The sequence below is a fragment of the Ornithinimicrobium pekingense DSM 21552 genome (assembly GCF_000421185.1).
GTDB classification, from domain to species: Bacteria; Actinomycetota; Actinomycetes; order Actinomycetales; family Dermatophilaceae; genus Ornithinicoccus; species Ornithinicoccus pekingensis.
The window spans coordinates 91,085-116,931 of record NZ_ATWJ01000011.1 but is presented as its reverse complement, the minus strand read 5'-3'; the positions used below and the strand labels follow the sequence as shown (position 1 = coordinate 116,931).

The following is a 25,847-nucleotide window of genomic DNA, read 5'->3' as shown; positions in this document are numbered from 1 at the left end:
GATGGGGTCATGTCCGAGACCGAGGTGCCCTGGCTGAACGAGCGCGAGATGCAGGTGTGGCGGCGCTGGCTGCGCGTCCAGACCGAGCTGCCCGCGGCGCTGGGGCGCGACATCGCTCGCCACAGCGGGCTGTCGCTGCAGGACTTCGAGACGCTCGTCGTGCTCTCCGAGGCGCCCGACGAGCGCCTGCGCATCTCTGCCCTCGCCGACCAGATGCACTGGGAGCGCAGCCGGCTCTCCCACCACCTGCGGCGCATGTCGGCCCGCGGCCTGGTGTCCAAGGAGGACTGCAAGGAGGACGGCCGCGGCTCGTTCGTCGCGCTGACCGAGCAGGGCCGGGCGGCGCTGGAGTCGGCCGCCCCCGGTCACGTGCGGGCCGTCCGCGGGCTCTTCCTCGACGGGATGAGCGAGGACGAGCTGGCGCTGCTGGGCGGCTTCCTCGAGCGGGTGCTTCAGCGCGCCTCGGTCTGAGGCCACCTGCCTGCCCTCGCCCTCTTCCCCCGGCACCGGGCCGGTGGGATGCTGACCGGCATGGGTGAGCACGAGAGTGACGAGCGGGGGGTGTGCCCGCAGTGCCAGCGGCGCACCCTGCTGCGCGCGGTGGTCGACGAGGTCCGTGGGGTCCTGGGCGGGGAGCTGTCGCGGGAGCCCGCGCAGTTCCAGATCTGCCCGGTCTGCGGGTGGAACGACCTTCCTGAGCGGCGCGGCACGCGCGAGCGCTGACGGGGCGCCGGAGCGCTGCCGTCCCGGCCCCTCGACACCGCGGTGCTGCGGGGAGCATGATGCGACGGTGTCCGTGGACGGCTCTGCAGGGGAGCTCGAGGCCCTCGACCGTGGCATCGCTGCCCTGGAGCAGCAGCGCGAGGCGTTGGGTGACGCCGTCGTGGACACCGCGCTGCGCCCGCTGCTCGAGCGCCGACGTCGGCTGGCCGGTCAGCCGGGGGAGCGCCGCAAGCTCGTCACGGTCCTCTTCAGCGACCTGGCGGACTCCACCCCCCTGACCACCGCGCTGGGCGACGAGGTCATGCGCGAGGTCATGGCCCGCTACTTCCGCCTGTGGCGTGACGCGGTCGAGGCCCAGGGCGGTCACGTGCAGAAGTTCATCGGCGACGCGGTGGTCGGGGTCTTCGGTATGGAGCGTGCGCGGGAGGACGACCCGCACCGGGCGGTGCGGGCGGCCGTCTCGGTGCGGCCGGCCCTGGCCCGCCTCGCCGAGGAGGTGCGGGCCCGCCACGGGCAGGCCCTGGCGACCCGGGTCGGGATCGATACCGGAGAGGTCGTGCTCGGGCGGTTCGACGAGCGCGGCGACGGTGACCTGGTCGTCGTGGGCGCCACCGTCAACCGGGCGGCGCGGCTGCAGACGGCAGCGCCGCCGGACGGCATCCTGCTCTCGGCCGCGACGGCCCGCCACGTCCGCGGCTCCTTCGGGCTGCAGGAGCACGGGGAGCTGGAGCTCAAGGGGGTGGAGGGTCCGGTGCGCACGTTCGTCGTGCACTCCGCGGCCGGGTCCGGCTTCTGGAGCACGGCCCGCGGCCTGGAGGGCGTCTCCACCCGCACGGTCGGCCGGGACGTCGAGCTGCGCCAGCTCACCCGGCTCTTCGAGGACACCGTGGTCGAGCGCAGCTCCACGGTCGTCACCGTCGTCGGGCACGCCGGGATCGGCAAGTCGCGCCTGCTCGCCGACCTCGAGTCGTGGGTCGCCGGCCTGCCCGACGGCGCATGGGTGCTGCGTGGTCGCGCGGACCCCGCCGACGAGGGCGTCCCGCACGCCATGCTGAGGTCCGCCTTCGCCGAGCGGTTCTCCATCCAGGACAACGACCCTCCCGAGCAGGTCCTGTCCAAGTGGCGCGAGGGGATGGCCGTCATGGCCGGTGACCTCGGCGGCGGAGGCGACGACCTCATGACCTGGCTGGGCTTCACCGCGGGCGCCGACGGGCCCCTGCCGGCGCCGGGCGACCCGGGGGCCGTGCGCCGTCGGGCGTGGGCCAGCCTCGACGCCACCCTCGCGGCCATGTGCGTCCGCGGGCCGGTCGTGCTGCTCCTGGAGGACCTGCACTGGGCCGACCGGTCGGTGCTCGACCTCCTGCAGGACCTGCAGGCCCGTCCGCGGCCGTTCCCGCTGGTCGTGGTGGCCACGACGCGGCCGGTGCTCTTCGACCAGCACCCGCACTGGGGGGAGGGGCTGCCCGGTCACCGCGAGGTGCGGCTGCAGCCCCTGTCGCGACGGGAGACCGCCGACCTCGTGCGCGAGGTGCTGCAGCGGGTCGAGGACCTGCCCGCATGGGTCGGCTCGCTGGTCGCCGACGCGGCCGAGGGCAACCCCTTCTTCGTCGAGGAGGTCATCGCCTGGCTGGTCGACAACGGCACCATCAGCACCGGCCCGGACGGCTGGTCGGTCTCCCCGGAGCCGCTCACGACGGGAGCCGTCCCGAGCACCCTGCGGGCCCTGCTGGAGGCGCGCCTGGACTCGCTGCCCGCGACCGAGCGGACCCTGGTGGACCGGGCCAGCGTGATCGGCCGCGTCTTCTGGGACGCCGCCGTGGAGCACCTGGACCCCGACGCCCCGACCCCGGGCGCCGACGCCTACGAGGGCCTGCGCCGGCGGGAGGTGGTCCACCAGCGACCGGCGTCCTCCTTCGCGCAGGCGCGCGAGTTCGCCTTCCGGCACGCGCTGCTGCGCGACGTCGCCTACGACGGTCTGCTCAGCCCGGCCCGGCGCCGCTACCACGCGCGGGCCGCCGACTGGGTGCTCGACCGGGCACGGACCAGCGGCCGCCTCGACGAGCACGCCGGCACGATCGCCCACCACCTCCTGGAGGCGGACCTGGCCGACAGCGCCGCCCCCTGGCTGCTGCGCGCGGGCTGCCACGCCGCGGCGACCTTCGCCAACGACGAGGCGCTGGACCTGCTGGCCCGCGCCGCGGGAGCGACCCGCGACGACGACCTGCGCTTCGCCGTCCTGCTCGAGCAGCAGCTCGTGCTCGACCGGACGGGGCGGCGCGAGGAGCAGCGTGACGTGCTCGACCGGCTGGAGACGGCGGCCGGGGACGACCCCGGGCGGCGGGCGAGGGTCCTGGTGGAGCGTGGACGGTGGCTGTTCTTCCACGCCGAGTACCCCGACGCGGTCGAGGTGGCGGGGCAGGCGGCCGAGCTGGCCCGGCGGGCGGGGCGGCCCGAGGAGGAGGTCGAGGCACGGATCATGGTCGGTCGTGCCCTGGCGTTCGCCGGCGAGCACGCGGCCGCCCGGGAGCGCCTCGAGTCAGCGCTGGTCATGGCCCGGGAGCACGGGACCCACCGGCAGGTCGCGGAGGGGTTGCGGCTGCTCGGTGTCGTGGCGACCAACCTGCACGAGGAGCAGGAGGCGGTCAGGCTGCTCGAGGAGTCGGCCGCCCGCTACCAGCACGCGGGTGACGACGAGGGCATGGGGATGGTCAACGGGCAGCTGTCGGCGGTGCTCATGCTGTCGGGCCGGATGGAGGAGGCCAAGGTCTACTCCGAGCGGGCGCTGGCGGTCTTCACCGCCAGCGGCCACCTCCTGCGCCAGGGGATCGTGCTGGGCAACCTGTCCAGCATCGCCCTCGACACGGGACGGGTCGACGAGGGGCTGGTGGCCGCCCGACGCTCCCTGGAGCTCACGGAGTCGGTCGAGGACATCGAGGGGGTGGTCTCCTCCCTGCAACGGATCGGCGCCGCAGCCCGGCACCTCGGGATGACCGAGGAGGCGCGGGACGCATGCTCCCGGACCGTCGAGCTGGGACAGGAGCACGGCCTGCACTACTTCGTGGCGCACGCCCTGACCTGCTGGAGCGCGCTCGCCCTGGACGAGCAGGCACCCGAGGAGGCGCTCGCCCTGGCCCGGCGGGCCCGCGACGCCGCCGCCCTCAGCGAGGTGCCGATCGCGCTGGCCCAGGCGTCCTGGGCCCTGGGCCTGGCCCGGCTCACGCTCGGTGACGGCCAGGCTGCGGTGGACGCCCTGGAGGAGACCCGGTCGCGCACGCACGGTCTGGGGCTGCGTGTGGAGGTCGTCGAGACCTGGGCCGCCCAGGCCGAGGCGCTCCTCGTCGCCGGTCGGGTGGAGGAGGCGAGGTCGGTCGCGCGCCGGGTGGCCGTCGCGCTGGGCCCCGACGGTCCGCCCCCGTCGGGGGAGCTGCACCCGGGGCGCGGCCTGCTGGCCTGCCACCGCGTCCTCGACGCCCTGGGCGACCCGTGGGCGGGGGACGTGGCGGGGGCCGCCGGGCGGTTCCTCGAGCGACGGGCAGCACTGGTCTCCGACCCCGTCGCGCGGGCGGGGTTCCTCGGCACCGCGGACTGCCGGGCGCTGGCCGGCGTGGCGGCCGCCGTGGTCAGCGCCCCGGTACGCTGAGTCCTGACCCGCTGCGCCCCGCGCGCGCCCACCGCACAGAGAGGCTCCGGGCTCCTGTCCTCACGCCATACCCTCGCCGTCGTCCTCGCCCTCGCCCTGCCGGCGCTGGCCGCCTGCGGGAACGACGACCCCACCGGCATGCTGGCGCAGTCGGGCGGCGGCAGCCTCACCGGCGACATCAAGGCGTCCGGCTCCTCCGCGCAGGAGGCGGCGGCTGCTGCCTGGCTCGCCGGCTACCAGGCCGAGCAGCCCGGGGTGACGGTCCAGTACGACGCGATCGGCTCCGGCGGGGGCCGGGAGAACCTCATCGCCGGCGCGGTCGACCTCGCCGGCACGGACGCCTACCTCGACGAGGAGGAGCGCGAGGCCGTCAAGGAGGTCTGCGGCCCGCGCGGCGCCCTCCACGTGCCGGTCTACATCTCGCCGATCGCCCTGCCCTACAACCTGCCCGGGGTCGACGACCTGCAGCTGCGCCCCGACACCCTGGCGCGGATCCTCGACCTGCAGATCACCCGGTGGGACGACCCGGCGATCGCCGAGGACAACCCCGGCGCCGAGCTGCCCGCCACCGACATCACCGTCGTCCACCGCTCCGACGACTCGGGCACCACCGAGAACTTCCTCGAGTACCTGGCGGTGGCCGCTCCCGAGGCGTGGCCGCATCCCGTCGACAAGGCCTGGCCCGTGCCGGCCGAGGCCGCCACCCAGAACACCGGTGTCATCCAGGTCGTGGAGTCGACCGAGGGAGCCATCGGGTATGCCGACGCCTCCGTGGTCACCGGCGACTCCGTGGCCATCGGGGTCGGGGAGGAGTTCGTGGAGTACTCCCCGGAGGCAGCCGCCCGGGTGGTGGACGCCTCCGAGCCGGTCGACACCGGCCTCGAGGGAGACCTGGCGCTCGAGCTCGCCCGCGACACGACGGCCTCCGGTGCCTACCCCATCGTGCTGGTCTCCTACCACGTGGCCTGCACCCACTACGAGCGGGAGTCCAGGGCCGAGCTCGTCCGAGACTTCCTGCACTACGTCGTCTCCGAGGACGGCCAGCAGGCCGCCGCCGAGGCAGCCGGCTCGTCGCCGATCTCCGAGCAGCTGCGCGAGCGGGCCGACGCGCTCATCAGCACCATCGAGGGCGGCTGACCCCGACCGACCTGCAGACCGACGGTCCGACGAGGCGTCAGCAGCAGCGGTCCTCTGCGCCGTCGGTCGGCAGGTCGAGGTAGGCCCGGACCCGGTCCAGCGCCTCGGGTCGCACGGTGTAGTGGACCCAGCGGCCGCGGCGGTCCCCCTCGACCAGGCCGGCGGCGCGCAGCCTGCGCAGGTGGTGGGAGAGTGTCGGCTGGGTGATGCCGAGGGCCGCCGGGAGGTGGCAGGCGCAGGCGGTCCCGCCCCGCGACGCCGCGAGGTACTCCAGCAGACGCACCCGTGCCGGGTCGGCCAGCGCCTTGAACACGTCGGCCAGGTCCTCGGCCCGCTCGCGCGGCATGAGCCGGCCCTGTGCTCCGGGGCAGCAGTCGTCCTCGAGCGGGTGCGCGTGCGTGGTCGCGAGCTCGGTCATCCCCTCAGGCTACGCGCACGCATCGACGGGCGTCCATGTCGGTCGCGCGTCAGGGTGGCGGTCCGGGTCAGCCGCGTCCGAGCAGGCGGCTGAAGAAGCTGCTGCCGGCAGCGACGGTCTCCTGGGTGCCCACGTGGCCGGGGCAGCGCTCGGAGCGGGGGACGCCGGCCATGACCTGGTCGACGTGCTGGCCGCATCCGGCCCAGGTGGTCTTGCCGCAGGTCTTGCAGGTGGCGGGACGGCACATGATGGATCTCCTCGAAGGGTGGTGGGTTCGGACGAGAGCGAGGTGCAGCGCCATACCCGCAGTGCCCCCGCTGGTCTGGTGAACGTCCCTAGACTAGTACCCCCGGGGGTATAGCCGTCAAGTTGGGCGGGTGGCATCGGGGGTCCCGCCCGCGCCGGGGGACGGTGTCCGCGCGCATGAGCCTTGATACCCCCTGAGGTATAGTTGACCTGACTCGTACGCGATCCGAAGGAGCACGTCGTGGCATACGCACTCAGCACCACCGTCGACCGGCCGTTCGCCGAGGTCCTCGACGCGACCAGGAACGCCCTGTCCGACCAGGGCTTCGGGGTCCTGACCGAGATCGATCTCGCCGGGACCCTCAAGACCAAGATCGACGCCGACATCCCCGCCCAGGTCATCCTCGGCGCCTGCCGGCCCGTGCTCGCCCATGCCGCGGTCCAGGCCGAGCCGTCCGTCGGCCTGCTCCTGCCCTGCAACGTGGTCGTGCGCGCGCTCGACGACGGCAGCACGGCCGTGGAGGCGATGGACCCCGAGGTGATGGTCACGCTGACCGGCAACCAGGACCTGTCCGCCGTCGCCACCGACGCCCGCGCGCGTCTCGACGCCGCCCTCGGCGCCCTCTCCGCCTAGCCCTACCGAAGGAAGAACACCCGTGGTCACGCTCAACAACGACGACATGTCGCCCGTCATCAACCGCCTGCGCCGCGCCCAGGGCCAGATCGGAGGCGTCATCCGCCTCATCGAGGAAGGGCGCGACTGCAAGGACGTCGTCACCCAGCTGGCGGCCGTCAACCGGGCGCTGGACCGCGCCGGGTTCGCGATCGTCTCCTCCGGGCTGCGCGAGTGCCTCTCCTCCCCGGAGGGCATCAACGCCGAGGACCAGGCGACGATGGAGAAGCTCTTCCTGACGCTGGCCTGACCTCACAGGCCTGAGACGATGCCGGGGTGACCCGCACCGCTGTCATGCTCCGTCGCCTCGTGCTGCTGCAGCACCTGCTGCTGGCGGTGCTGGTGGTGGTGGGCCTGGCGCGCGGGCTCGCCGCCGGGGCGCCGGCCGGCCCCCTGGTGACCGGAACCGGCGCCCTCGTGCTCTGGTATGCCGTGGGTGCGTGGCGTGCGGGCCTGCGCGCCGGCACCGAGTGGCCGCCCGAGACCGTGGCACGGCCCTCGGGCGCCGCTCGACGACCTGCCGGACCGGCGGGGAGGTGGCTCGGGGCAGGTGGGTGGTGGCTGCTCGGCCTGGTCGCCCTGTGGCTGCTCACCGTGGCCGTCTCCCCGGAGCTGGTGTGGGTCGCCTTCTCCCTCTGGCTGCTCGCCGGCCACCTGCTGCCGACCGTCCCGGCCGTCGCGCTGAGCGCGGCGGTCCTGGCTGTCGTCGTTGGCCGCGCGGGGCACGCCGACGGCTGGACGACCGCCGCGGTCGTGGGCCCGGCGATCGGGGCCGTCTTCGCGCTCGCCCTCTCCCGCGGCCTCCACCAGGTCGTGCAGGACAGCCTGGAGCGCCAGCGCCTGGTGACCTCGCTGGTCGCGGCCCAGGAGGAGACCGAGACGCTTCAGGCCCAGCTGGTCGAGGCGCAGCGGGCCGCCGGTGCGCAGGGGGAGCGGACCCGGCTCTCGCGCGACATCCACGACACCCTGGCCCAGGGGTTCTCCTCCATTCTCCTGCTGGCGCGGGCGGGGGGCGCCACCGGCGACCCGGCCGCCCGTCTGCGGCTGCTGGGCCAGATCGAGACGAGCGCCGCGGACCACCTGGAGGAGGCGCGCCGGGTCGTGGGAGCGCTGGCGCCCGCCCCCCTGGAGTCCGGGCTCACGGACGCGCTGCGGCGGCTGGCCGCCGAGCTGCAGGAGCAGACGGGGGTGCGGGGGGAGGTGCGGGTCGAGGGCGATGTCGCCGCGCTGCCCGTGCCGGTCGAGGTGGCCCTGCTGCGCACCGCGCAGTCCGCGCTCGCCAACGTCCGTCGGCACTCGGGCGCGGGGGCGGTCACGGTGACGCTCACCGAGGCGGGGGACTCGGTGCGGCTGGACGTCGTCGACGACGGCGTCGGCTTCGACCTCGCGGCCGTCCGGGGGAGGCCGCTCGACGCTGCCGGCGGGGGATACGGGCTGCGCGCCTCACGCGAGCGGCTGGTCGAGCTGGGCGGCGGTCTCGAGGTGGAGTCGGCACCGGGCCGAGGCACCGCCGTCAGTGCCCATCTGCCACGCAGCACGTCCGGGGCGGTCCGGTGACCGAGGACGGGCGCAGGGTGCCCCCTGGGCAGGGGGCGGAGGTCGGGCGCGGCGCGACACCGCATACCCCCCTGGCGGTGCTCGTCGTCGACGACCACCCGGTCGTGCGCGCCGGCCTGACGGCGCTGCTCTCCGTGCAGCTCGGGCTGCGGGTGGTGGGCGAGGCCGCCGACGCCGCGGGGGCGGTCCGGCTCGCCGCGGACCTGGCCCCCGACGTGGTGCTGTGCGACCTGCGCCTGGGGACAGGTCCGGACGGGGTCGAGGTCGTCCGCGCCGTCGACGCGGCCGTGCTGATCCTGACGACCTACGACCACGACGCCGACCTGGTCCGGGCGGTCGAGGCGGGTGCGGCGGGCTACCTGCTCAAGGACGCCGCGCCCGACCGCATCGTCGCCGCGATCGAGGCGGCGGCGCGGGGCGAGCGGGTGCTCGGTGCCGCCCAGGCCCGCCGCGTCGTGGAGGCGATGCGGGTGCGCCGTGCCGAGCTGTCGCGCCGTGAGCTGGAGGTGCTCCGGCTGGTCGCCCAGGGGCTGTCCAACCGGGAGGTGGCGGGACGTCTGGTCGTCAGCGAGGCGACGGTCAAGACCCACCTGGTCCACGCCTACGCCAAGCTCGGCGTCGAGAGCCGGACGGCTGCCGTCGCCGCCGCGCGCGGCTCGGGCCTGCTGGACTGAGCGGGGCCACGGGCGGGTCGGTGGATCAACCGAAAGGTGGAGGTGAGGCGCGGGAGCTGTGCGCCGGACGTCCGTAGCGTCGTCGGCATGCTGATCTCTCTGTTCCGCACCGCGGTCGCCTGGACGGTCGTCGGCCTCGTCGGAGGCCTGGCCTACCGCGAGGTGACCAAGGCCTTCGAGTTCACCGGCCGCACCCAGCTGGCCCTCGTCCACACCCACGCCCTCGTCCTGGGCGTCCTGCTGCCGCTGTTGCTGCTCGCGCTCGTGGCCGCGCTGCCCGGCCTCGGCACCGACCGGTGGCTGCGGCGGGGGGTCCACGTGCTCAACGCCGGCCTCGTGCTGACCGTCGGCATGCTGGCGTACAAGGGAGTGCTGCAGGTCGCGGGTGCCGCCCACGCCGGCTCCGCGGCGCTCGCCGGGGTCTCGGGCCTGGGCCACATGCTGCTCACCGCGGCGCTGGGGCTGGTGCTGGTGGGGGTCGGCCGCGCCGTCCGGACCGCGGCGGCCCCGGGCACGGCGGAGCTCGTCGGTGACCTTCCCTAGGCCGGTGGGTGCGCGCCGGTCGAGGTATGCCTGCGTCCCTGGGTCACGACCGCGAGGCCTCCCCGCCGTTCAGGGCTGGTCGGCCAGGGCGGTGAAGCGCTCGACGTCGTGGATCCGGCCGGACAGGACGAGCTCGTCGCCGCGGTGGACGACCGTCTCGGGCACGGCATACGTGAAGGGCTCGCCGGGGCGCTTGACCCCCACGACGGTGATCGTGTGCCGGGTGCGGATGGCCGACTCCGACAGGGGCCGGTCCCACGTCTCGGCGGGTGCGTAGCAACGCGCGATCGCGAACTCGTCCTCGAACTCGAGGTAGTCGGACAGGCCGCCGGTGACCATGTGCGCGACGCGCTGGCCCATGACGTACTCGGGGTAGATGACGTGGGTGGCCCCGATGGTCCGCAGGATCTTGCCGTGCTTGCGGGTGATGGCCTTGGCGTAGATCGTGCGGACCCCCGCCTCGCTGAGGGTGATGACGGTCAGCACGCTGGACTCGATGTCGGAGCCGATCGCGACCACGGCGCGCGTCAGGTCGCGGACGCCGAGCTGACGCATCGCCTCGCCGTCCGTGGCGTCGGCCCGCACCGTGTGGGTGAACTCGTCGGCATACCTCTGCACGCGGCGCTCGTCCATGTCGACGGCGAGCACCTCGACACCCTGGCGGACGAGGGACTCGCACACCGCGCTGCCGAAGCGGCCGAGCCCGACGACGAGCACGGGGTCGGTGGTGCGGCCGCGCGGAGGCCGGGTCTTCCTAGCCAACAATGGGTCTCTCCTCAGGCAGGTGGTAGTGGCGGTGGCGGGTGTTGACGGCCAGGGCGCTGGCCACGGTGATCGGGCCGACGCGGCCCAGGAACATCAGCACCATGAGCACGACCTGCCCGGACGCGGGCAGGTCGGCGGTGATCCCGGTGGACAGGCCCACGGTGGCGAAGGCGGAGACGGCCTCGAAGGCCAGGTCGAGCGAGGGCAGGTCGGTCAGGATCATCAGCAGGATCGTGGAGACGATGACCAGACCCACCGCGAGCAGGGCGACGGTCAGCGCCTGGCGCTGGAGCGCGCTGCCGATGCGGCGGTGCCCGACGACGACGTCCGGCTCGCCGCGGACCTCGGCCCAGATGACGGCGGCGAGCAGCAGGAAGGTGGTGATCTTGATGCCGCCGGCCGTCCCGGCGCTGCCCCCACCGATGAACATCAGCACCATCGTGATGGCCTCGGTCTCCTCCGTCACGGCGCCGTAGTCCACGGCGTTGAATCCCGCCGTGCGCGGGAAGACGCCGCCGCCCAGCGCCCCCACGAGCTGGTCGCCGATCGGCATACCGTGCAGGGTCCCCCGGGGGCCCGCCTCGAAGACGCCGAAGAGCGCCACCCCGAGGGCGAGCAGCACGGCCGTCCCGCCCAGCGTCAGCCGGGTGTGCACGCTCCACCGCGCGGGCGGGCGCCCCCGCAGCAGCTCGCGCAGGACCGGGAAGCCCAGCCCGCCGAGCACGACCGCGACGCAGATGGGGCCGATCACCCACAGGTCGCCGACGTAGCCGACCAGGTTGTCGCTGTAGAGGGCGAAGCCGGCGTTGTTGAAGGCCGAGACGGCATGGAAGACGCCGTGCCACACGGCGGTGCCCCACCCCAGCCCGTGGCCGAGCGCCAGCCGCAGCGTCAGGGCGGTCGCGATGACCGCCTCGACCACGAGCGCCAGCTGGAGGACGCGGGTCACGACGAGCCGGACCTGCCCGAGGTCGGCGCTGTGGGACTCGGTCTGGGCGGCGAGGGAGGTGCGCAGCCCCAGCCGGCCCCGGACGGCGAGCGCGAGGAGGGTCGCGAACGTCATCACGCCGATGCCGCCCAGCTGGATCAGCAGCAGGATGACCACGTGCCCGAAGGGCGTCCAGTGCGTCGCCGTGTCCACGGTGATCAGGCCGGTCACGCAGACTGCCGACACGGTGGTGAACGCCGCGACCAGCACGTCGGGCGGAGCGCCTGCAGCCCGCGACGTCGGGAGCAGGAGCAGGAGGGTGCCCACGAGCACCACGGCCAGGAAGGCACCGGCGACAGCGCGGGCCGGATGGGCCCAGAGAGCACGCACGACCGGCCATTGTGCTCCTGGGGTGAGCCAAGCCGCAACTGACCCGACATCCTGCCGACCTCGAACGGCGCGTCACCACACCGGCGCCGCGTCGGCCCGCTCCTCGCCTGTCGGGCGGGCGCGCGGGCCGCCTCCTCGCGGACTCGCGACGCCCAGGGTCACGATTCACCTGATGCATCTGACGTCTCGTGCAGCAACGCGTCGTGAGTATGCCGTCACCGACGTCCGACGCGGCGGTCGTGTGCGGAGGAGGAAGGCTCAGGCGTCGTAGGTGTGCGGGTCGGCGCCCGTGACCTCTCCGCCGACGTGCTCGGCGTGCGAGAGCGCCTCGGTGAGCAGGCGACGGACGTGAGCGCTGGCGGCGCTGTAGTAGACGAACGTGCCCTCGCGCCTGCTGCTGACCAGACCGGCGAGTCGCAGCTTGGCCAGGTGCTGGCTGACCGCCGGCGCGGAGGCCCCCGTGTGCTGGCACAGGGCCGAGACGTGGGCCTCGCCCTGGAGCAGGATCCACAGGACCTTCAGGCGGGTGGGGTCGGCCAGCATCCGGAAGGTGTCGACCGCCAGCCGGGCGTGCTCGTCGGTGGGCACGGAGGGGGCGCGGACGTCGGGCATGGCACCATCCTACGTTTTGCTGGTTGCGCGGATACGCAAATATGATGCCGCCGTGACACCCGAGCAGACCCAGGACCGTGCCGCGCCGTCGGCGTCCCCCGACGCCGACGAGCAGGCGCACGATCATCACGACCACGACCACGACCACGACCACGACCACGACCACGACCACGGTCTGTGGGGGCGCATCAAGCACGCGGTGACCCCGCACAGCCACGACCACACCGAGGCGATCCAGACGGCCGAGGAGTCCAGCCGGGTCGGCATCCGGGCGGCCTGGATCAGCCTCGTGGGCATGGGCGTCACCGCAGTCCTGCAGATCGTCATCGTGGCCCTCAGCGGCTCGATCGCGCTGCTGGCCGACACGGTGCACAACCTCGGTCACCTCGCCACGACCATCCCGCTGGTCCTCGCCTTCCGCATCGGCCGGCGGGCGCCTGACCGTCGCTACTCCTACGGCTACCGCCGGGCGGAGGACCTCGTCGGCCTGCTCATCGGCCTGGTCATCGCACTGTCGGCCGGACTCATCGTCTGGGAGTCCGTGCGAGCGCTGCTCGAGCCTCGCGAGCTGACCAACCTCGGGTGGGTCATGGCGGCGGCGCTGGTGGGTGCCGCCGGCAACGAGGCGGTGGCGATCTACCGGATCCGCGCGGGCCGCCGCATCGGCTCGGCCGCCCTCGTCGCCGAGGGCCAGCACGCCCGCACCGACGCTCTCACCTCGGTCGCCGTCGCGCTCGGCGTGGTCGGCGTGTGGGCGGGTATGCCGCAGCTGGACCCGGTCATCGGCCTGGTGATCGCGGCGGTCATCCTCGCCGTCCTGGTGTCCTCCATGCGCACGGTGGTCCGCCGCCTGATGGACGGTGTGGACGACGGCACCCTGGAGCGGCTGGAGCAGGCCGCCGCCGAGGTCCCGGGCGTCCTGGCGGTCCACGAGGCCCGGGCGCGCTGGTCCGGCCACCGCATGGAGGCCGAGGTCGGTCTGGGCGCCGACGCGGCCCTCACCCTTCCCGAGGCGCACACCCTGCGGACGCGGGTGCAGCAGCACCTGATGAGCACCGTCCCGCACCTGGAGCGGGTCGGCGTCCACGTCAGCCCGCAGCCGAGTGGAGACATCCTCCCCGAGGAGCAGGCTGGCTGAGGTCGCCGGAAGGGGATCCACCTGTGGTCAGGACAGCTGCCGCGGGCGGACGTCAGGGTGGCCGCTACTCCTTGAGCGCAAAGATCTCCTCGACGGTGCGCCCGAAGACGCGGGCCAGCCGCAGCGCGAGCGGGAGGCTGGGGTCGAACCGTCCGGTCTCGATCGCGTTGATGGTCTGACGAGAGACGCCCATCTCCTGCGCCAGCCGGCCCTGGCTCCACTCCCGCGACTGACGGAGGGTGCGCAGGTCGTTGGCCGTCTCAGCCACCGAGTGCTCGCAGGGCGAGGCGGTAGCGGATCCAGAAGGCCGCCACCGCGAGTGTGATGAACGCCATCGCCGTCAGCGCCGCGACCGTGTCGGCGACGACGGCCAGGGTGAGGAAGAGCAGGGCCCCGAGCATGACCGCGTCGCCGTAGGCCTGGCTCCGGGCCCGTTGGGCCGCGCGGGACTCGACGCTGTCGGGCGAGCTCGCGCCTGAGGCGTCCCGGCGTCGCCGCATCGTGACGTTCAGGGCCAGGGTGAGAGGGAGGATGACGAGAAAGGTGCCCAGCAGGCCCAGAGGGTCCTCCCATGGGCTGGCGGCTTCGGCGTCCCCCATGCCCTGCACGACCAGCCCGCCCGCGGCCAGGAGCAGGGCGACCATCCAGATGTGCGACGTCTGCATGTGTCAAGGGTGCTTGTCACCTCGGCGCCGTGTCAAGGACACTTGTCATAACGTGTGCGTGGCACCGGCGGCGAAGGTACGAGGTCCCGTGGGGATCCGCCCGCGGCCGACGATCTCTCGTGCACTCGTCGGGCTCGAGCCTTGAACCCAACCCGGTCCACGCACCGTTGACAGGGCGGCCACGTCCTCGCCAGACTCGGATCGGACGTGGCCCGCACGGAGACGAGCTATCTGGAGGCCGACATGTTCACCTCGGTTGCGCTCACCTTCCTGTCTCTCGGCGTCGCGGTCGGGGCCGTGGCCGGCGGCGTCGCCCATGCCCCCTCTGCAGCACCGGCCAGGTCCGCCCCTACAGTGGCCGCGGCACCGGCCCGGGGAACGTTCGCCATTGCCTTGGACGACCCGACGGGCGTGCTGGTCGAGCCGGTCCAGGGTGGCAAGTGTGAACTGACGGGGGCCTCGACCCTCACGTTCTCCGGCGCCCTCGCAGGTTCCGCCCACGGCACGTCGACCGTGCTCATCTTCGCGCCCTGCTCTGAGGCCACCGTCAACCCGCCCGGGACCTACTTCGACCTCTTCAGCTTCGAAGGCACGTTCAGCGGGACGGTCCACGGTGCCGCCGCGACGGGGACCCTCAGCTACTCGGGTGTCACCCGACCGGGCGGGGACATCGACAACGCGCTCATGAAGCTGCGCGACGGTGCATGGGCGACGCTGCACGCCGATGCCGGACTGGACCCCGAAAGGCCCGGCGTCTTCGTCGGCACGTACGACGGCAGAGCCAAGCACTGACCGACAGGCCGTCGGCGGTGCAGCTGCCGGGGCTCTGACCAGCACAAACACGGTGGGCCCCGTGGGACTCGAACCCACAACCTACGGATTAAAAGTCCGCAGCTCTAACCATTGAGCTAGAGGCCCGGGCGCGGGTCCCCGCGCCGACCCCACACGTTACCCGCCGCTCGCGGCGGGACCGTGCGCAGCCGACCTTGCTCAGGTGAGCTTCTGCCACCACTTCCGAGGCTCCTCGCCGACCGCCATGGTGATCACGCGGACCGAGGTGAAGGCGCCGTAGTGGCTGATGCGCAGCCGGTAGGCCGCCGGGTCGACCTCGCCGAGCGTCGCCTTCTCGTCGCTGAAGATCGCCACGCCGCCGCTGAGGTCGACGGCGACACCCGGGGGGACGATGATCCTGGTCTCCGCGAAGCCGCCGTAGATCTTCAGGTCGACCGTGCTGGAGCGCACGACGGCCTCGCGCAGGTCCAGCACCGCGTCGGAGAAGCCCTGCACGACCGTGAGGGCCGGCGGGAGCTCCCACCGGCCCGACCGCCGCACCGAGCTGAAGAAGCCGGTGATCGACGGCGTCGTGCCCCCGGCCGCGGGCGCGGACGGGGGAGCGGGGTAGGCAGAGGGCGTCGGCTGCACGGATGTCGGCTCGACCGGCGCCGGCGTCCAGCCGGGCGTGTCCTCCACCGGGCCCCGCAGCCCGGCGTCGCGCAGGATCGGCTGCATCCGCCCCGTGTCCTCCACCGGCCCGCCGGCCCACGGCTGGTCCGGTCGCTGCTGGCCCTGGTCAGGCGTCCCCGTCATGGCCCCAACCTACCGCCGAACCGAGGACGCCCGTGGGCACGTCCTCGCCGTCAGCCGCGGTGGGGCAACCGGACGTCGACCCACACCAGGCGGTGGTCGCTCGTGGGGAAGGGGAAGGTGCCGACGAGGCGGCGGAACAACGGGTCGCTCTCCGGCGGCCAGAACACCTGGGCGTCCTCGATCCTCAGCGACCGGCTCGGCAGGACGTAGTCGACGCGCAGGTTGCCGGGCGGCTCGGCGAAGTCGGCCGTGTCGAAGGACGGGTCGCCCTGGTGCTCCAGGTTGACGCCACCCTGCAGCACCGCCTGCTCGGCGCCGCCCTCGCTCGAGGGCGTCACGCTCGTGCTGACCCTCGGGTGGTCGAGCAGCTGGTTGATCGCGCCGTCCAGGGAGTCGCCGTCGTGGGGGTCGGCGTTGTAGTCCCCGACGATGACGAACCGCTCGCCCGGCTTCAGCCCGCCGCGCACGCCCTCGTCGTCGTAGATGTAGGAGCTCTGCCGCGGCGAGGAGACGTAGTCGGCCCAGAACCGGATCTCGTCGTGGTTGCGCCGGCCGTTGCGGTCCTCCGGACCGTCGAAGGTCGGCGGCGTCGGGTGGGCCGCGAGCACGTGCACGGTCTTGCCACCGATCCGCACCGGCACGTCCCAGTGCGACTTGCTCGACAGCCGCAGCTGCTCCTGCGCCTCGGGTGAGTAGAAGTCCTTCGGCAGCACGTTGCCGGGCATGTCCGACCACCGGAACGTCTGGAAGGTGCGCACGGCGTCGGCGTCGATCGGGTAGCGGCTGTAGACGACCATGCCGTACTGCCCCGGGAAGAGGCCGAAGCCCCACGCGTCGTCCCCGCCGCCCACCGTGCCGTCGTTGTTGAGATCCAGGCCGCTCGGCACGCCCGTGTTGGACGGGGCGACGAAGGCGTAGGGGTAGTCCACCGGGTCGGCGCCGTTCTGCGGGACCTCGAGGTAGTTGTCGCGGAACAGCTCCACGTTGGCAGGGTCGTAGTCGAACTCGTTGATGAGCACCACGTCGGGCCGGGTGCGCTGGATCGTCTCGGCGACGTTCTGCGCCTGCTCGTCGTCGCCCGTCGACAGGTCCGCGGCCAGCTGCCCCTCGACGTTGCGGTTGAGCGAGGCGTTGAAGGTGGCGAACCGCACGTCGTGGTCGGGACGCCCCGGTGGGCCGGGCCGCTCGCGGGACGCCTGCGCGGGCGCCGCGCCGAGGGCGGCGACGAGGGACAGGGCCAGCGCGGCCACGGCCGCGCGACGGGCGTTGTGCTCCATACCCTCCACCATGGCCCGGTATGCGGTGCGCCGCCACCTCGCGCGGCGAGCGCGAGGAGAAGGCTGGATGAATGCCCGGTGTGGCACAGTTATGCTCATGAGCGAGCAATCTGCCGGCACCACCCTCACCAGCGCCGAGCGCGCGCTGGTCGAGACCAACGGCATCGAGGTCATCGACGAGGCCGAGCGCACGGCCAGGCCGGCCGACCTGTTCTGGCCGTGGTTCGCCGCCAACGTGTCGGTCTTCGGCATGAGCTACGCGGCGTTCGTCTACGGCTTCGGCATCTCCTTCGCCCAGGCGGTCGTCGTCGCGGTCGTGGGTGTCGTGCTGTCGTTCTTCTTCTGCGGCGTCATCGCCATCGCCGGCAAGCGCGGCTCGGCACCGACGATGGTGCTCTCCCGCGCCGCGTTCGGCGTGACCGGCCAGAAGGTGCCGGGCGTGGTCTCGTGGCTGGTCTCGATCGGCTGGGAGACGTTCCTGGCGATCATGGCGGTGCTGGCGACCGCGACCGTCTTCCGCGAGCTGGGCTGGGCCAGCGGCACCGCGACCAAGGTCATCGCCACGCTGGTCGTCACCGCCCTGATCGTGCTCGCCTCCGTCGCCGGCTACCACACGATCATGCGCCTGCAGTCGGTCCTGACCTGGGTCACCGGGGCCATCACCCTCGTCTACATCGCGATGACCTTCCACCTCGTGGACCTGTCCACGGTCACGCTGCGCGAGGGCGGGTCGACCGAGTCCGTCATCGGCGCCCTCGTCATGGTCATGACCGGCTTCGGGCTGGGCTGGATCAACATCGCCGCCGACTGGTCGCGCTACCAGCGGCGCAGCGCCTCCGGGGCCTCGATCGTCTTCTGGAACACCTTCGGCGGGGCGCTGCCGGTGGTGCTGCTCGTCGGCTACGGACTGCTGCTCGTCGGGTCGCGCCCGGACCTGGAGGAGGGGATCGCCGGCGACCCGATCGGCACCCTCGCGACGATCCTGCCCGACTGGTTCCTCGTGCCCTTCCTCGTCGCGGCGGTGCTGGCGCTGGTCAGCGGCGCGGTCCTGGGCATCTACTCCTCCGGCCTGACCCTGCTCTCGCTCGGCATCGACATCCCGCGCCCGGCCGCCGCCGGCATCGACGGCCTCATCCTCACGGCCGGCACGATCTGGGTGGTCTTCTTCGCCCAGGACTTCCTCGGCCCGTTCCAGAGCTTCCTGATCACCCTGGGCGTCCCGCTGGCCGCCTGGGCCGGCATCCTCATGGCAGACATCGCCCTGCGGCGCCGCGACTACGACGAGCACGCGCTGTTCGACGCCCGCGGGCGCTACGGGGCCTGGGACTGGACCGCCGTCGGGACGATGGTGGTGGCATCCGTCATCGGCTGGGGGCTGGTCATCAACCTCTTCGCCGAGGACGCCGCCTGGAACAACTGGCAGGGCTACCTGCTCGGCCCGCTCGGCCTCGGGGGCAAGGAGGGCACCTGGGCCTTCGCCAACGTGGGTGTCCTCGTCGCCCTCGCGCTGGGCTTCGTCGTGACGTATGCCGCACGCCGCGGCACCGTCCGGCGTCAGGAGGAGGGCATCGCCCCGGCCGCCGAGGACCGGCCCGACCGCGTGGTCTCCCCGTGACCGCCCCGGCGCCGTGGCTGGTCGTCATCGACGCCCAGGTGATCTTCGCCGACCCGTCCTCGGAGTGGGTCGCGCCCCGCTTCGCCGAGACGGTCGGACCGATCCGCGAGCTCGTCGCCGAGCACGGGCGGCGCAGCGTCACCACGCGGTGGGTGCCGCCCCTGCGCAAGGAGGGGTCCTGGGGCCCCTACTTCGAGACCTTCCCCTTCGCCGACCAGGCGCCCGACCACCCGTTGTTCGACCTGGTCCCGGACGTGGCGGCGCTCGAGGTGCCGCACGTGGTGTCCGAGCCGACGTTCGGCAAGTGGGGGCCGGGGCTGGCGGCCCTGACGGGTGAGCACGCGCACCTCGTGCTCGCCGGGGTCGCGACCGACTGCTGCGTGCTGTCGACCGCGCTCGCCGCGGCCGACGCCGGGTGCTTCGTGGAGGTGGTGGCCCCGGCCTGCGCCGGCTCCAGCGACGAGGCGCACGAGAGAGCCCTGGAGGCGATGCGCCTCTACGCGCCGCAGATCGTCGTCCGCGACTGACGGGCGGGCAGGGCGCCGGCGGGGTGACGATGCCCCGGACCTCCGGTCGGCGGTGCACAATGGTCACCCGTGAGCGCCGAGCTGATCGTCCTGGTGCTGGTGATCGTCGTGGCCCTGGCCTTCGACTTCACCAACGGCTTCCACGACACCGCCAACGCCATGGCCACGTCCATCGCCACCGGGGCCCTGCGACCCCGGACGGCGGTCGCCCTGTCGGCCGTGCTCAACCTCGTCGGGGCCTTCCTCTCGATCGAGGTCGCCCTCACCGTGACCAACTCGGTCATCAACATCCAGGACGCCGACGGGGCCCCACGGCCCGAGCTGGTCGGCGACGGCGGCCTGGCGCTGCTGGTGGTCCTGCTCGCCGGCCTCGTCGGCGCCATCCTGTGGAACGTCCTGACGTGGCTGCTGGGCCTGCCGTCCTCGTCCTCGCACGCCCTCTTCGGCGGCATGATCGGGGCTACCGTGGCCTCCCTCGGCTGGGGCGGGGTGAAGTGGGTCGGCGACGGCAGCACGCTCGACGGCGTGATCGGCAAGGTCGTGCTGCCGGCGGTGATGTCGCCGGCGATCGCCGTCGCCGTGGCGGCCGCCGGCACCTGGCTCGTCTTCCGCATCACCCGGGGGGTGGCCGAGCGCTACCGCGAGCGCGGCTTCCGCTGGGGGCAGATCGGGTCGGCCTCGCTGGTCTCGCTGGCCCACGGCACCAACGACGCGCAGAAGACCATGGGCATCATCACCCTGGCGCTCATCGCGACGGGGGAGTGGACCGACACCGGGAGCGTGCCCTTCTGGGTGAAGGCGTCCTGCGCCCTGGCGATCGCGGTCGGCACCTACCTGGGCGGGTGGCGCATCATCCGGACCCTCGGCAAGGGCCTGGTCGAGATCTCCTCGCCCCAGGGCATGGCGGCCGAGGCCTCGTCCGCGGCGGTCATCCTCACCGCCAGCCACCTGGGCTTCGCGATCTCGACCACTCACGTGGCCACCGGCTCCATCCTCGGCTCGGGCGTCGGCCGCCGCGCCGACGTCCGCTGGGGTGTCGCGGGCCGGATGCTGGTCGCCTGGCTCATCACCCTGCCGATGGCCGGTCTTGCCGGGGCACTGACGTGGTGGCTCGGACGGCTGGTCGGGGGCGGGTCGTTCGCGGCCGGCGTCATGACGGCGCTCCTGCTCGCGGCGTGCTGGTGGATGTGGCGCCACTCGACGCGCAGGCCGGTCAACCGCCACAACGTCAACGAGGACTGGGAGGGCACCGGGTCAGCCGGGGCCGACGTCACCGCTCGGTCGGAGGTGGAGCGATGAGTGCGCTGCTCGGCAACGCGCTGCAGGGCGCGGCGCAGGTCCTGCTCGTCGGGCTGGTGCTCGGCGCCGGCCTGCCCGCGGTGTTCGCGCTCGGCATCCGCGCGCTGGCGTGGGCCGACGGCGGGGACGCCGAGGTGACCCACGGCCGGCCGCAGCCGGTGGGCAGGCTGCTGGCCGCCGTGTGCTTCGGGCTGGTCGCTGCGGGGGTGCTGCTCGGGCTGGCAGTGATCGTCAGCGGCGGGATCGGCTACGAGCTGGGTCTGGACGGGGTCGTACCGACGATCCGGAGGGAGGAGTGAGCGTGGAGGCGGAGCACGGGCGTCGTCCCGGGGCCATCAGCCGCGTCGTGGCGTGGCTGCGCGCGGGCTACCCGGAGGGGGTCCCCACGGGTGACTACGTCGCACTGCTGGGCGTCCTGCGGCGCCGGCTGCGCGAGGAGGAGATCCAGGAGATCGTCGAGCGGCTGGCGGCGCAGCGGTCACTGGACCTGAGCCCCGACCGGATCCGCGAGCTCATCCGCGAGTACTCGCTGCAGGAGCCCTACGAGGCCGACGTCGAGCGCGTCAGCGACCTGCTCGCCGCCACCGGCTACCCGGTCGACGAGGAGGACACCCTCGAGCCCGACGAGGGGACCTGACCGCTCCTCAGCCGCGCGAGCGCAGCACGGCCAGGGCCGCCTGGCCGTAGGCCTCCTCGGCGTCCCGGTGGGTGAAGGTGGTCGAGACCCCGCCGACGAGGGCGACCACGGCATACCCCTCCTCGGTGATCCCGAGCCCGACGAAGTCGTGGCCGAGGACCGCGCGCAGCTGGTCCTCCCGGGGCAGCCACAGCGTCTCCTCGAGCGCGACGGAGTCCAGCGCCCACTCGGTGACGCCGTTGAAGCCGATGACGCTCCCGCCGACGAACTCGTGGACCTCGACCGTCATGTCGGCCAGGTGGAAGACGTCGTCGCCGACGCCGGGCCGGTCCACGACGAACCGGTCACCGGGCATCGGTGACCAGACGAGGCCGGTGTCGAGCAGACGGCGGGCGAGGTCGACGGAGAGCACCCTCGCAGTATGCGCGTGTCAGGCGCGTCGTGCGGTCGTCAGCTCCTCGGCGTAGGCGGGCCTCGCCCGCAGCCCGACCCCGGCCAGGATCATCGCCAGGCCGACGCCGACCGCCATAGTGGCGACGCCGAAGGCCACCACGGAGGTGAACAGCGAGGCGCGCAGGAAGGAGGCCGACATCGCGGTCTGGCGCAGCGGGTCCTCCCGGCCGAGCTCGGCGTAGGTCTTGCCGTCGGTCGACTCCAGCGCGTGCTTGTCGATGATCTGCGCCTGCGCGTAGGCGGAGAAGGGACCGTCGACCTCGTCGCCGGCGAGGAAGTCGGCGTCGTCGGCGACGGTGACCCTGGCGTTGCTGAGCTCCTGGCTGACCATGAAGTAGGTCACGCCGCCGGCGACGACGAAGATCAGCCCGAGAACGATGAGAAGAGTGCCCATGGTGCGGCTGGTGCGCATGATGCCTGCCTTTCCTGGTTGCCCCGCCACCCACCCTAGGCGCAGGCGCATGTATCTGGACAGTCCCTGGATGCTCTGACCAGAGACGAGCGCGCTGTCCCACGCCGGCGACGAGCAGCAGGTGCCGCGCGCCGGCTGAGCTCCGGCCCGCGGCGAGGTGGTGAGGAGGGGACACCACCTCGCCGTGGGCCGGGTATGACGCGGGCGTGCGGCGTGTGCGCGGCGCCGGCACCGCATACCCGACAATGGGCGGGATGCCTGCCGACCCCGCCCCCGCCGACCTGACCGCCTCCGCCGAGCTGACCGCCCCCGCCCCGCCCGCGGTCCTGACCGACCGCATCCCGGCGGGTGCCGCCGCGGGCGACCCCGACGCGCTCTACGAGGTCTTCGCGGACTGGGCGCAGGAGCGAGGCACGCCGCTCTACGCGCACCAGGACGAGTCGGTGCTGCACCTGCTGGAGGGCTCCAACCTGGTGCTGTCCACCCCGACGGGCAGCGGGAAGTCGCTGGTGGCCACGGCGGCGGCCTTCATCGCGATGGCCGGGTACGACGCGGCGTCCACGGGGGGCGACGAGCCGCGCGTGACCTTCTACACCGCGCCCATCAAGGCCCTGGTCAGCGAGAAGTTCTTCGACCTGTGCCGGGTCTTCGGCGCCGACAACGTGGGCATGCTCACCGGGGACGCCTCGGTCAACGCCGACGCCCCGATCATCGTGTGCACCGCCGAGGTGCTGGCCAACATCGCGCTGCGCGAGGGCGAGGGCGCCGACGTCGGCATGGTCGTCATGGACGAGTTCCACTACTACGCCGAGCCCGACCGGGGCTGGGCCTGGCAGGTGCCGCTGCTGACGCTGCCGCAGGCGCAGTTCGTGCTGATGTCGGCCACGCTCGGCGACATCTCCCCGGTCGTGGAGGACCTGACCCGGCGCACGGGCCGGGAGACGGCGCAGGTCACCGGGGTGGAGCGGCCCGTACCGCTGCACTTCAGCTGGGCCATGACCCCGGTCCCCGAGACCGTCACCGAGCTGCTGCAGGAGCGGCAGGCCCCCGTCTACGTCGTGCACTTCACCCAGAAGGACGCCCTGGAGCGTGCGCAGTCGCTGATGTCGGTGCAGCTGCTGACCAAGGAGGAGAAGGAGGCGGTCCGGGACAAGATCGGTGCTTTCCGGTTCACGGCGGGCTTCGGCCGCACCCTGTCCAAGCTGGTGCGCCACGGGGTCGGGGTCCACCACGCCGGGATGCTGCCCCGCTACCGGCGGCTCGTCGAGCAGCTGGCCCAGGACGGGCTGCTCAAGGTCATCTGCGGCACGGACACGCTGGGGGTCGGCATCAACGTGCCCATCCGCACCGTGCTGTTCACCGGGCTGGCCAAGTACGACGGCTCGCGCTCGCGCATCCTGCGGGCCCGGGAGTTCCACCAGATCGCCGGGCGCGCCGGGCGCGCGGGCTACGACACGGTCGGGTATGTCGTGGTGCAGGCCCCGGAGCACGTCATCGACAACGCGCGCGCCGTGGCCAAGGCCGGGGACGACCCCAAGAAGCAGAAGAAGGTGCAGAAGAGGAAGCCCCCCGAGGGTTTTGTCTCCTGGACCGAGGAGACCTACGACAAGCTCGTCGCCTCACCGCCCGAGACGCTCGTGTCGCGGATGAAGGTCGACCACTCCGTGATCATCAACACGGTCGCGCGGGCGGGCGACCCGGTGACCAACCTCTCGCACCTGCTGCGGGACAACCACGAGCAGCCCAGGGCGCAGGCCCGGCTCGCCCGCAAGGCGATCGCCCTGGGACGCTCGATGCTCGACAGCGGCATCCTGGTCCGACGGGAGACCCCGGGGGAGGGCGGCCGCAGGATCGACCTGGCGGCCGGGGTGCAGGACAACTTCGCGCTCAACCAGCCGCTGGCCCCCTTCGCCCTCGCCGCCGTGGAGCTCTTCGACAAGGAGAGCCCCACCTACGCCCTCGACATCCTCTCGGTCGTCGAGGCGGTGCTGGACGACCCGATGCCGGTGCTGCTGGCCCAGCGGTACCGGGCCCGGGGCGAGGCGGTGGCGCAGATGAAGGCCGACGGGCTGGAGTACGAGGAGCGCATGGCCCGGCTGGAGGACGTCACCTGGCCGCAGCCGCTGGCCGAGCTGCTCGAGGGGACGCTGGCGATCTACCGGCAGACCCACCCGTGGGTGCCGGTGGACGCGCTGTCGCCGAAGTCGGTCGTGCGGGACATGTGGGAGCGCGCGATGAGCTTCACCGAGCTCGTCGGCTACTACCAGCTGTCCCGCTCCGAGGGCGTGCTGCTGCGCTACCTCACCGACGCCTACCGCACGATGCGCCAGACGCTGCCCTCGGGCGCCATGACCGAGGACCTCGACGACCTCGTCCACTGGCTGGGGGAGACGATCCGCCAGACCGACTCCTCGCTGCTGGAGGAGTGGGAGGCCCTCACCGACCCCGACCTGGTCGCCGCGGCCGCCGAGCGCGCGGCCGCCGGAGCGCCGGTGCTGCCGGCACGCCCGATCACCAGCAACGAGCGGGCCTTCCGCGTCATGGTCCGCAACAGCGCGTGGCGCCGGGTCGAGCTGGTCGAGGCCGACGCCTGGGAGGCGCTGGGGGAGCTGGAGGCCCAGGTCGCCGCCCTGCCCGAGCCCGCCCTGGAGCCGTTGATGACCCGTGCGGACTGGGACGACGCGCTGGAGTCCTACTACGACGAGCACGGCTCGGTCGTGCTCGACGCCGACGCCCGCGGACCGCAGCGGCTGCTCGTCGAGCCGCTGCCCGGAGAGCGCTCGGCGATCACCGACGGCCGCCCGGGCCGGGTGTGGCGCGTCGTGCAGACCATCACCGACCCCGAGGGCAACCTCGACTGGGTCATCGAGGCGGAGTGCGACCTCGACGCCTCCGACCAGGTGGGGGAGCCGGTGCTGCTCGCGACGGCGATGCGCCGCCTCTGACCCTTCCCGACCGACGACGCGGCGTGCACGCCCTCACCGCGACCGACGACGTCGTGCGTACGCCCTGACCGCGACCGACGACGTGGTGCGTCCGCCTCAGCCCTTGCGGTGAAGGCGCGCGTGCAGCGCCCGTACCTCGTCGGCCAGCTCCGGCACGGGCCCGTCGGCGACGACGCCCGGCACCACCGCGGTGATCGGCAGCGGCGCGACCGGCCCGGCCGGCGCACCGAGCTCGCGCAGCCAGTCGCCCAGCTGTGCCGAGGACGTGGCGTAGACGATCCTGCCGAGCCCGACCCAGCCGTGGGCCGCCGCGCACATCGGGCAGTGCTCGCCCGAGGTGTAGACGGTGGCCGCCGCCCGCTCGTCCGGCGACAGGTGCTCCGCCGCCCAGCGCGCGATCGCCAGCTCGGGGTGCTGCGTCCGGTCGCCGCCGGCCACGTGGTTGTGGTCCTCGTGCAGCACCTCGCCGCCGCCGCCGACGAGCACCGAGCCGAAGGGCTCGTCACCGGCCTCGACCGCCTGGGCCGCGAGCGCGACGCACCGGCGCAGGTGGACGAGGTCCTCCTCGGTCACCTCCCCGCCGCCGCCGTCCCCGCCCAGGTATGCGGCCAGGTTGCCGAGCACGAACGTCCACCCCTCGCGGTAGTCGTCCGCCGCCTCCTGCGTCGCCACCTCGTGGGTGACGGTGACCAGTGTGCTCGCGCCCTCGGGCGCCAGCTCGACGACGACGTGCTCCCGGGGCGGGTCGACGACCTCGCCCTCCCAGAACCACGTCATCCCCAGGCGCCGGGGCTCCTCCACCTCGGTGAAGGTGCCGTGCACGCCGACGCCCGGCCCCGCGCTCCACGCGCGGTAGAACCCGCCCGGCCGTGCGTCCACGACATACCCGGTGTCCAGGCAGTGCGGCCACCACCACCGGGACCAGGCACCGGCGGAGGTCCAGGCCCGCCACACCCGCTCCGGCGGGGCGGGCACCTGCACGGACA

The 25,847-nt window shown here is 73.3% G+C and carries 29 protein-coding genes, 1 tRNA gene and 1 pseudogene; 17 read left to right on the top strand and 14 right to left on the bottom strand.

Features of this window, described 5'->3' with window-relative positions; all coding sequences use genetic code 11:
* Positions 1-9: 9 nt before the first annotated feature.
* The 4 genes from K330_RS0111810 (at position 10) to pstS (ending at position 5,500) form a co-directional block, all read left to right on the top strand.
* On the top strand, positions 10-471 hold the full coding sequence (locus K330_RS0111810) for a MarR family winged helix-turn-helix transcriptional regulator (protein WP_022922029.1): 462 nt from the start codon (positions 10-12) through the stop codon (positions 469-471).
* Between the two features lie 60 nt (positions 472-531).
* Positions 532-723 (top strand): hypothetical protein, encoded by a 192-nt coding sequence (locus K330_RS23930; RefSeq protein ID WP_169448558.1) that lies wholly within the window; start codon positions 532-534, stop codon positions 721-723.
* 73 nt (positions 724-796) lie between these two features.
* On the top strand, positions 797-4,363 hold the full coding sequence (locus K330_RS24545; protein WP_169448556.1) for an ATP-binding protein: 3,567 nt from the start codon (positions 797-799) through the stop codon (positions 4,361-4,363).
* Between the two features lie 138 nt (positions 4,364-4,501).
* Positions 4,502-5,500, top strand: coding sequence for a phosphate ABC transporter substrate-binding protein PstS (gene pstS / locus K330_RS0111795; RefSeq protein ID WP_022922026.1), 999 nt, complete (start codon positions 4,502-4,504; stop codon positions 5,498-5,500).
* Between the two features lie 37 nt (positions 5,501-5,537).
* Here pstS and K330_RS20910 read toward each other — a convergent pair whose 3' ends face one another.
* Complete coding sequence (locus K330_RS20910) at positions 5,538-5,918, bottom strand: ArsR/SmtB family transcription factor (protein WP_022922025.1); 381 nt, start codon at positions 5,916-5,918, stop codon at positions 5,538-5,540.
* A 67-nt stretch (positions 5,919-5,985) separates the two neighbouring features.
* Entirely contained in the window at positions 5,986-6,165 is a 180-nt protein-coding gene (locus tag K330_RS0111785) for a hypothetical protein (protein ID WP_022922024.1), read from the bottom strand.
* 240 nt (positions 6,166-6,405) lie between these two features.
* Here K330_RS0111785 and K330_RS0111780 point away from each other — a divergent pair, with 240 nt between their 5' ends.
* From K330_RS0111780 to K330_RS0111760, 5 genes are all read left to right on the top strand, one after another.
* Positions 6,406-6,798, top strand: a complete 393-nt coding sequence (locus K330_RS0111780; protein ID WP_022922023.1) for a DUF302 domain-containing protein — start codon at positions 6,406-6,408, stop codon at positions 6,796-6,798.
* A gap of 46 nt (positions 6,799-6,844) precedes the next feature.
* Positions 6,845-7,087: a metal-sensitive transcriptional regulator gene (locus tag K330_RS0111775; protein ID WP_029202605.1), complete on the top strand. Its 243-nt coding sequence runs from the start codon at positions 6,845-6,847 to the stop codon at positions 7,085-7,087.
* 26 nt (positions 7,088-7,113) lie between these two features.
* Positions 7,114-8,394, top strand: a complete 1,281-nt coding sequence (locus K330_RS0111770; RefSeq protein WP_022922021.1) for a sensor histidine kinase — start codon at positions 7,114-7,116, stop codon at positions 8,392-8,394.
* Positions 8,395-8,411: 17 nt separating this feature from the next.
* A complete protein-coding gene (locus K330_RS0111765; RefSeq protein ID WP_229665823.1) occupies positions 8,412-9,068 on the top strand; it encodes a response regulator in 657 nt (218 codons plus the stop codon).
* Positions 9,069-9,155: 87 nt separating this feature from the next.
* Positions 9,156-9,611 (top strand): DUF2871 family protein, encoded by a 456-nt coding sequence (locus K330_RS0111760; protein WP_022922019.1) that lies wholly within the window; start codon positions 9,156-9,158, stop codon positions 9,609-9,611.
* 69 nt (positions 9,612-9,680) lie between these two features.
* On the opposite strand, the gene K330_RS0111755 is transcribed toward K330_RS0111760, so the two are convergent.
* From K330_RS0111755 to K330_RS0111745, 3 genes are all read right to left on the bottom strand, one after another.
* Positions 9,681-10,373, bottom strand: a complete 693-nt coding sequence (locus K330_RS0111755; RefSeq protein WP_229665822.1) for a potassium channel family protein — start codon at positions 10,371-10,373, stop codon at positions 9,681-9,683.
* On the bottom strand, positions 10,366-11,694 hold the full coding sequence (locus K330_RS0111750; protein ID WP_022922017.1) for a TrkH family potassium uptake protein: 1,329 nt from the start codon (positions 11,692-11,694) through the stop codon (positions 10,366-10,368). The genes K330_RS0111755 and K330_RS0111750 overlap by 8 nt, the downstream gene beginning before the upstream one ends.
* Positions 11,695-11,952: 258 nt before the next feature.
* The gene (locus tag K330_RS0111745) at positions 11,953-12,306 is read right to left on the bottom strand and encodes an ArsR/SmtB family transcription factor (protein ID WP_022922016.1); all 354 of its coding nucleotides are present in this window, start codon (positions 12,304-12,306) and stop codon (positions 11,953-11,955) included.
* A 52-nt stretch (positions 12,307-12,358) separates the two neighbouring features.
* Between K330_RS0111745 and K330_RS20905 the strand changes: the two genes are divergently transcribed.
* Positions 12,359-13,444, top strand: a complete 1,086-nt coding sequence (locus K330_RS20905) for a cation diffusion facilitator family transporter (RefSeq protein ID WP_022922015.1) — start codon at positions 12,359-12,361, stop codon at positions 13,442-13,444.
* A 64-nt stretch (positions 13,445-13,508) separates the two neighbouring features.
* Here the strand turns inward: K330_RS20905 and K330_RS0111735 are convergent, their stop codons facing one another.
* Together K330_RS0111735 and K330_RS0111730 are read right to left on the bottom strand one after the other, a co-directional pair.
* A complete protein-coding gene (locus tag K330_RS0111735; RefSeq protein WP_022922014.1) occupies positions 13,509-13,712 on the bottom strand; it encodes a helix-turn-helix transcriptional regulator in 204 nt (67 codons plus the stop codon).
* Complete coding sequence (locus K330_RS0111730) at positions 13,705-14,109, bottom strand: hypothetical protein (protein ID WP_022922013.1); 405 nt, start codon at positions 14,107-14,109, stop codon at positions 13,705-13,707. The genes K330_RS0111735 and K330_RS0111730 overlap by 8 nt, the downstream gene beginning before the upstream one ends.
* A gap of 207 nt (positions 14,110-14,316) precedes the next feature.
* On the opposite strand from K330_RS0111730, the gene K330_RS0111725 reads away from it, so the two are divergent.
* Positions 14,317-14,901: a hypothetical protein gene (locus K330_RS0111725; protein ID WP_022922012.1), complete on the top strand. Its 585-nt coding sequence runs from the start codon at positions 14,317-14,319 to the stop codon at positions 14,899-14,901.
* A gap of 53 nt (positions 14,902-14,954) precedes the next feature.
* Here the strand turns inward: K330_RS0111725 and K330_RS0111720 are convergent.
* The 3 genes from K330_RS0111720 to K330_RS0111710 form a co-directional block, all read right to left on the bottom strand.
* Positions 14,955-15,027, bottom strand: a tRNA-Lys gene (locus K330_RS0111720).
* A 72-nt stretch (positions 15,028-15,099) separates the two neighbouring features.
* The gene (locus K330_RS22790; protein ID WP_022922011.1) at positions 15,100-15,696 is read right to left on the bottom strand and encodes a hypothetical protein; all 597 of its coding nucleotides are present in this window, start codon (positions 15,694-15,696) and stop codon (positions 15,100-15,102) included.
* A gap of 50 nt (positions 15,697-15,746) precedes the next feature.
* Positions 15,747-16,973, bottom strand: a complete 1,227-nt coding sequence (locus tag K330_RS0111710) for an endonuclease/exonuclease/phosphatase family protein (RefSeq protein WP_029202603.1) — start codon at positions 16,971-16,973, stop codon at positions 15,747-15,749.
* Positions 16,974-17,070: 97 nt separating this feature from the next.
* Here K330_RS0111710 and K330_RS0111705 point away from each other — a divergent pair, with 97 nt between their 5' ends.
* The 5 genes from K330_RS0111705 (at position 17,071) to K330_RS0111685 (ending at position 21,051) form a co-directional block, all read left to right on the top strand.
* Positions 17,071-18,588 carry a purine-cytosine permease family protein gene (locus K330_RS0111705; protein WP_029202602.1) on the top strand — a complete coding sequence of 506 codons (1,518 nt, stop codon included), beginning with the start codon at positions 17,071-17,073 and terminating at the stop codon, positions 18,586-18,588.
* Positions 18,585-19,115, top strand: coding sequence for a cysteine hydrolase family protein (locus K330_RS0111700; RefSeq protein WP_022922008.1), 531 nt, complete (start codon positions 18,585-18,587; stop codon positions 19,113-19,115). Before K330_RS0111705 ends, K330_RS0111700 begins: the two co-directional genes overlap by 4 nt.
* A 69-nt stretch (positions 19,116-19,184) precedes the next feature.
* The gene (locus K330_RS20895) at positions 19,185-20,414 is read left to right on the top strand and encodes an inorganic phosphate transporter (RefSeq protein ID WP_022922007.1); all 1,230 of its coding nucleotides are present in this window, start codon (positions 19,185-19,187) and stop codon (positions 20,412-20,414) included.
* Positions 20,411-20,713, top strand: coding sequence for a hypothetical protein (locus tag K330_RS0111690; RefSeq protein WP_022922006.1), 303 nt, complete (start codon positions 20,411-20,413; stop codon positions 20,711-20,713). Before K330_RS20895 ends, K330_RS0111690 begins: the two co-directional genes overlap by 4 nt.
* 2 nt (positions 20,714-20,715) lie before the next feature.
* Positions 20,716-21,051 (top strand): DUF3349 domain-containing protein, encoded by a 336-nt coding sequence (locus K330_RS0111685; protein WP_040658085.1) that lies wholly within the window; start codon positions 20,716-20,718, stop codon positions 21,049-21,051.
* Positions 21,052-21,058: 7 nt separating this feature from the next.
* Here the strand turns inward: K330_RS0111685 and K330_RS0111680 are convergent, their stop codons facing one another.
* Both K330_RS0111680 and K330_RS0111675 read right to left on the bottom strand, forming a co-directional pair.
* Complete coding sequence (locus K330_RS0111680; RefSeq protein WP_022922004.1) at positions 21,059-21,463, bottom strand: hypothetical protein; 405 nt, start codon at positions 21,461-21,463, stop codon at positions 21,059-21,061.
* 18 nt (positions 21,464-21,481) lie between these two features.
* Positions 21,482-21,916: a hypothetical protein gene (locus tag K330_RS0111675; RefSeq protein ID WP_022922003.1), complete on the bottom strand. Its 435-nt coding sequence runs from the start codon at positions 21,914-21,916 to the stop codon at positions 21,482-21,484.
* 254 nt (positions 21,917-22,170) lie between these two features.
* Between K330_RS0111675 and K330_RS0111670 the strand changes: the two genes are divergently transcribed.
* Complete coding sequence (locus K330_RS0111670) at positions 22,171-24,861, top strand: DEAD/DEAH box helicase (RefSeq protein WP_022922002.1); 2,691 nt, start codon at positions 22,171-22,173, stop codon at positions 24,859-24,861.
* Between the two features lie 96 nt (positions 24,862-24,957).
* Here the strand turns inward: K330_RS0111670 and K330_RS24340 are convergent, their stop codons facing one another.
* Positions 24,958-25,434, bottom strand: coding sequence for a nucleoside deaminase (locus K330_RS24340; RefSeq protein ID WP_029202598.1), 477 nt, complete (start codon positions 25,432-25,434; stop codon positions 24,958-24,960).
* 33 nt (positions 25,435-25,467) lie between these two features.
* Positions 25,468-25,836 (bottom strand): annotated as a pseudogene (locus K330_RS24335) (SRPBCC family protein); the annotation flags it as partial.
* Between the last annotated feature and the right edge of the window lie 11 nt (positions 25,837-25,847).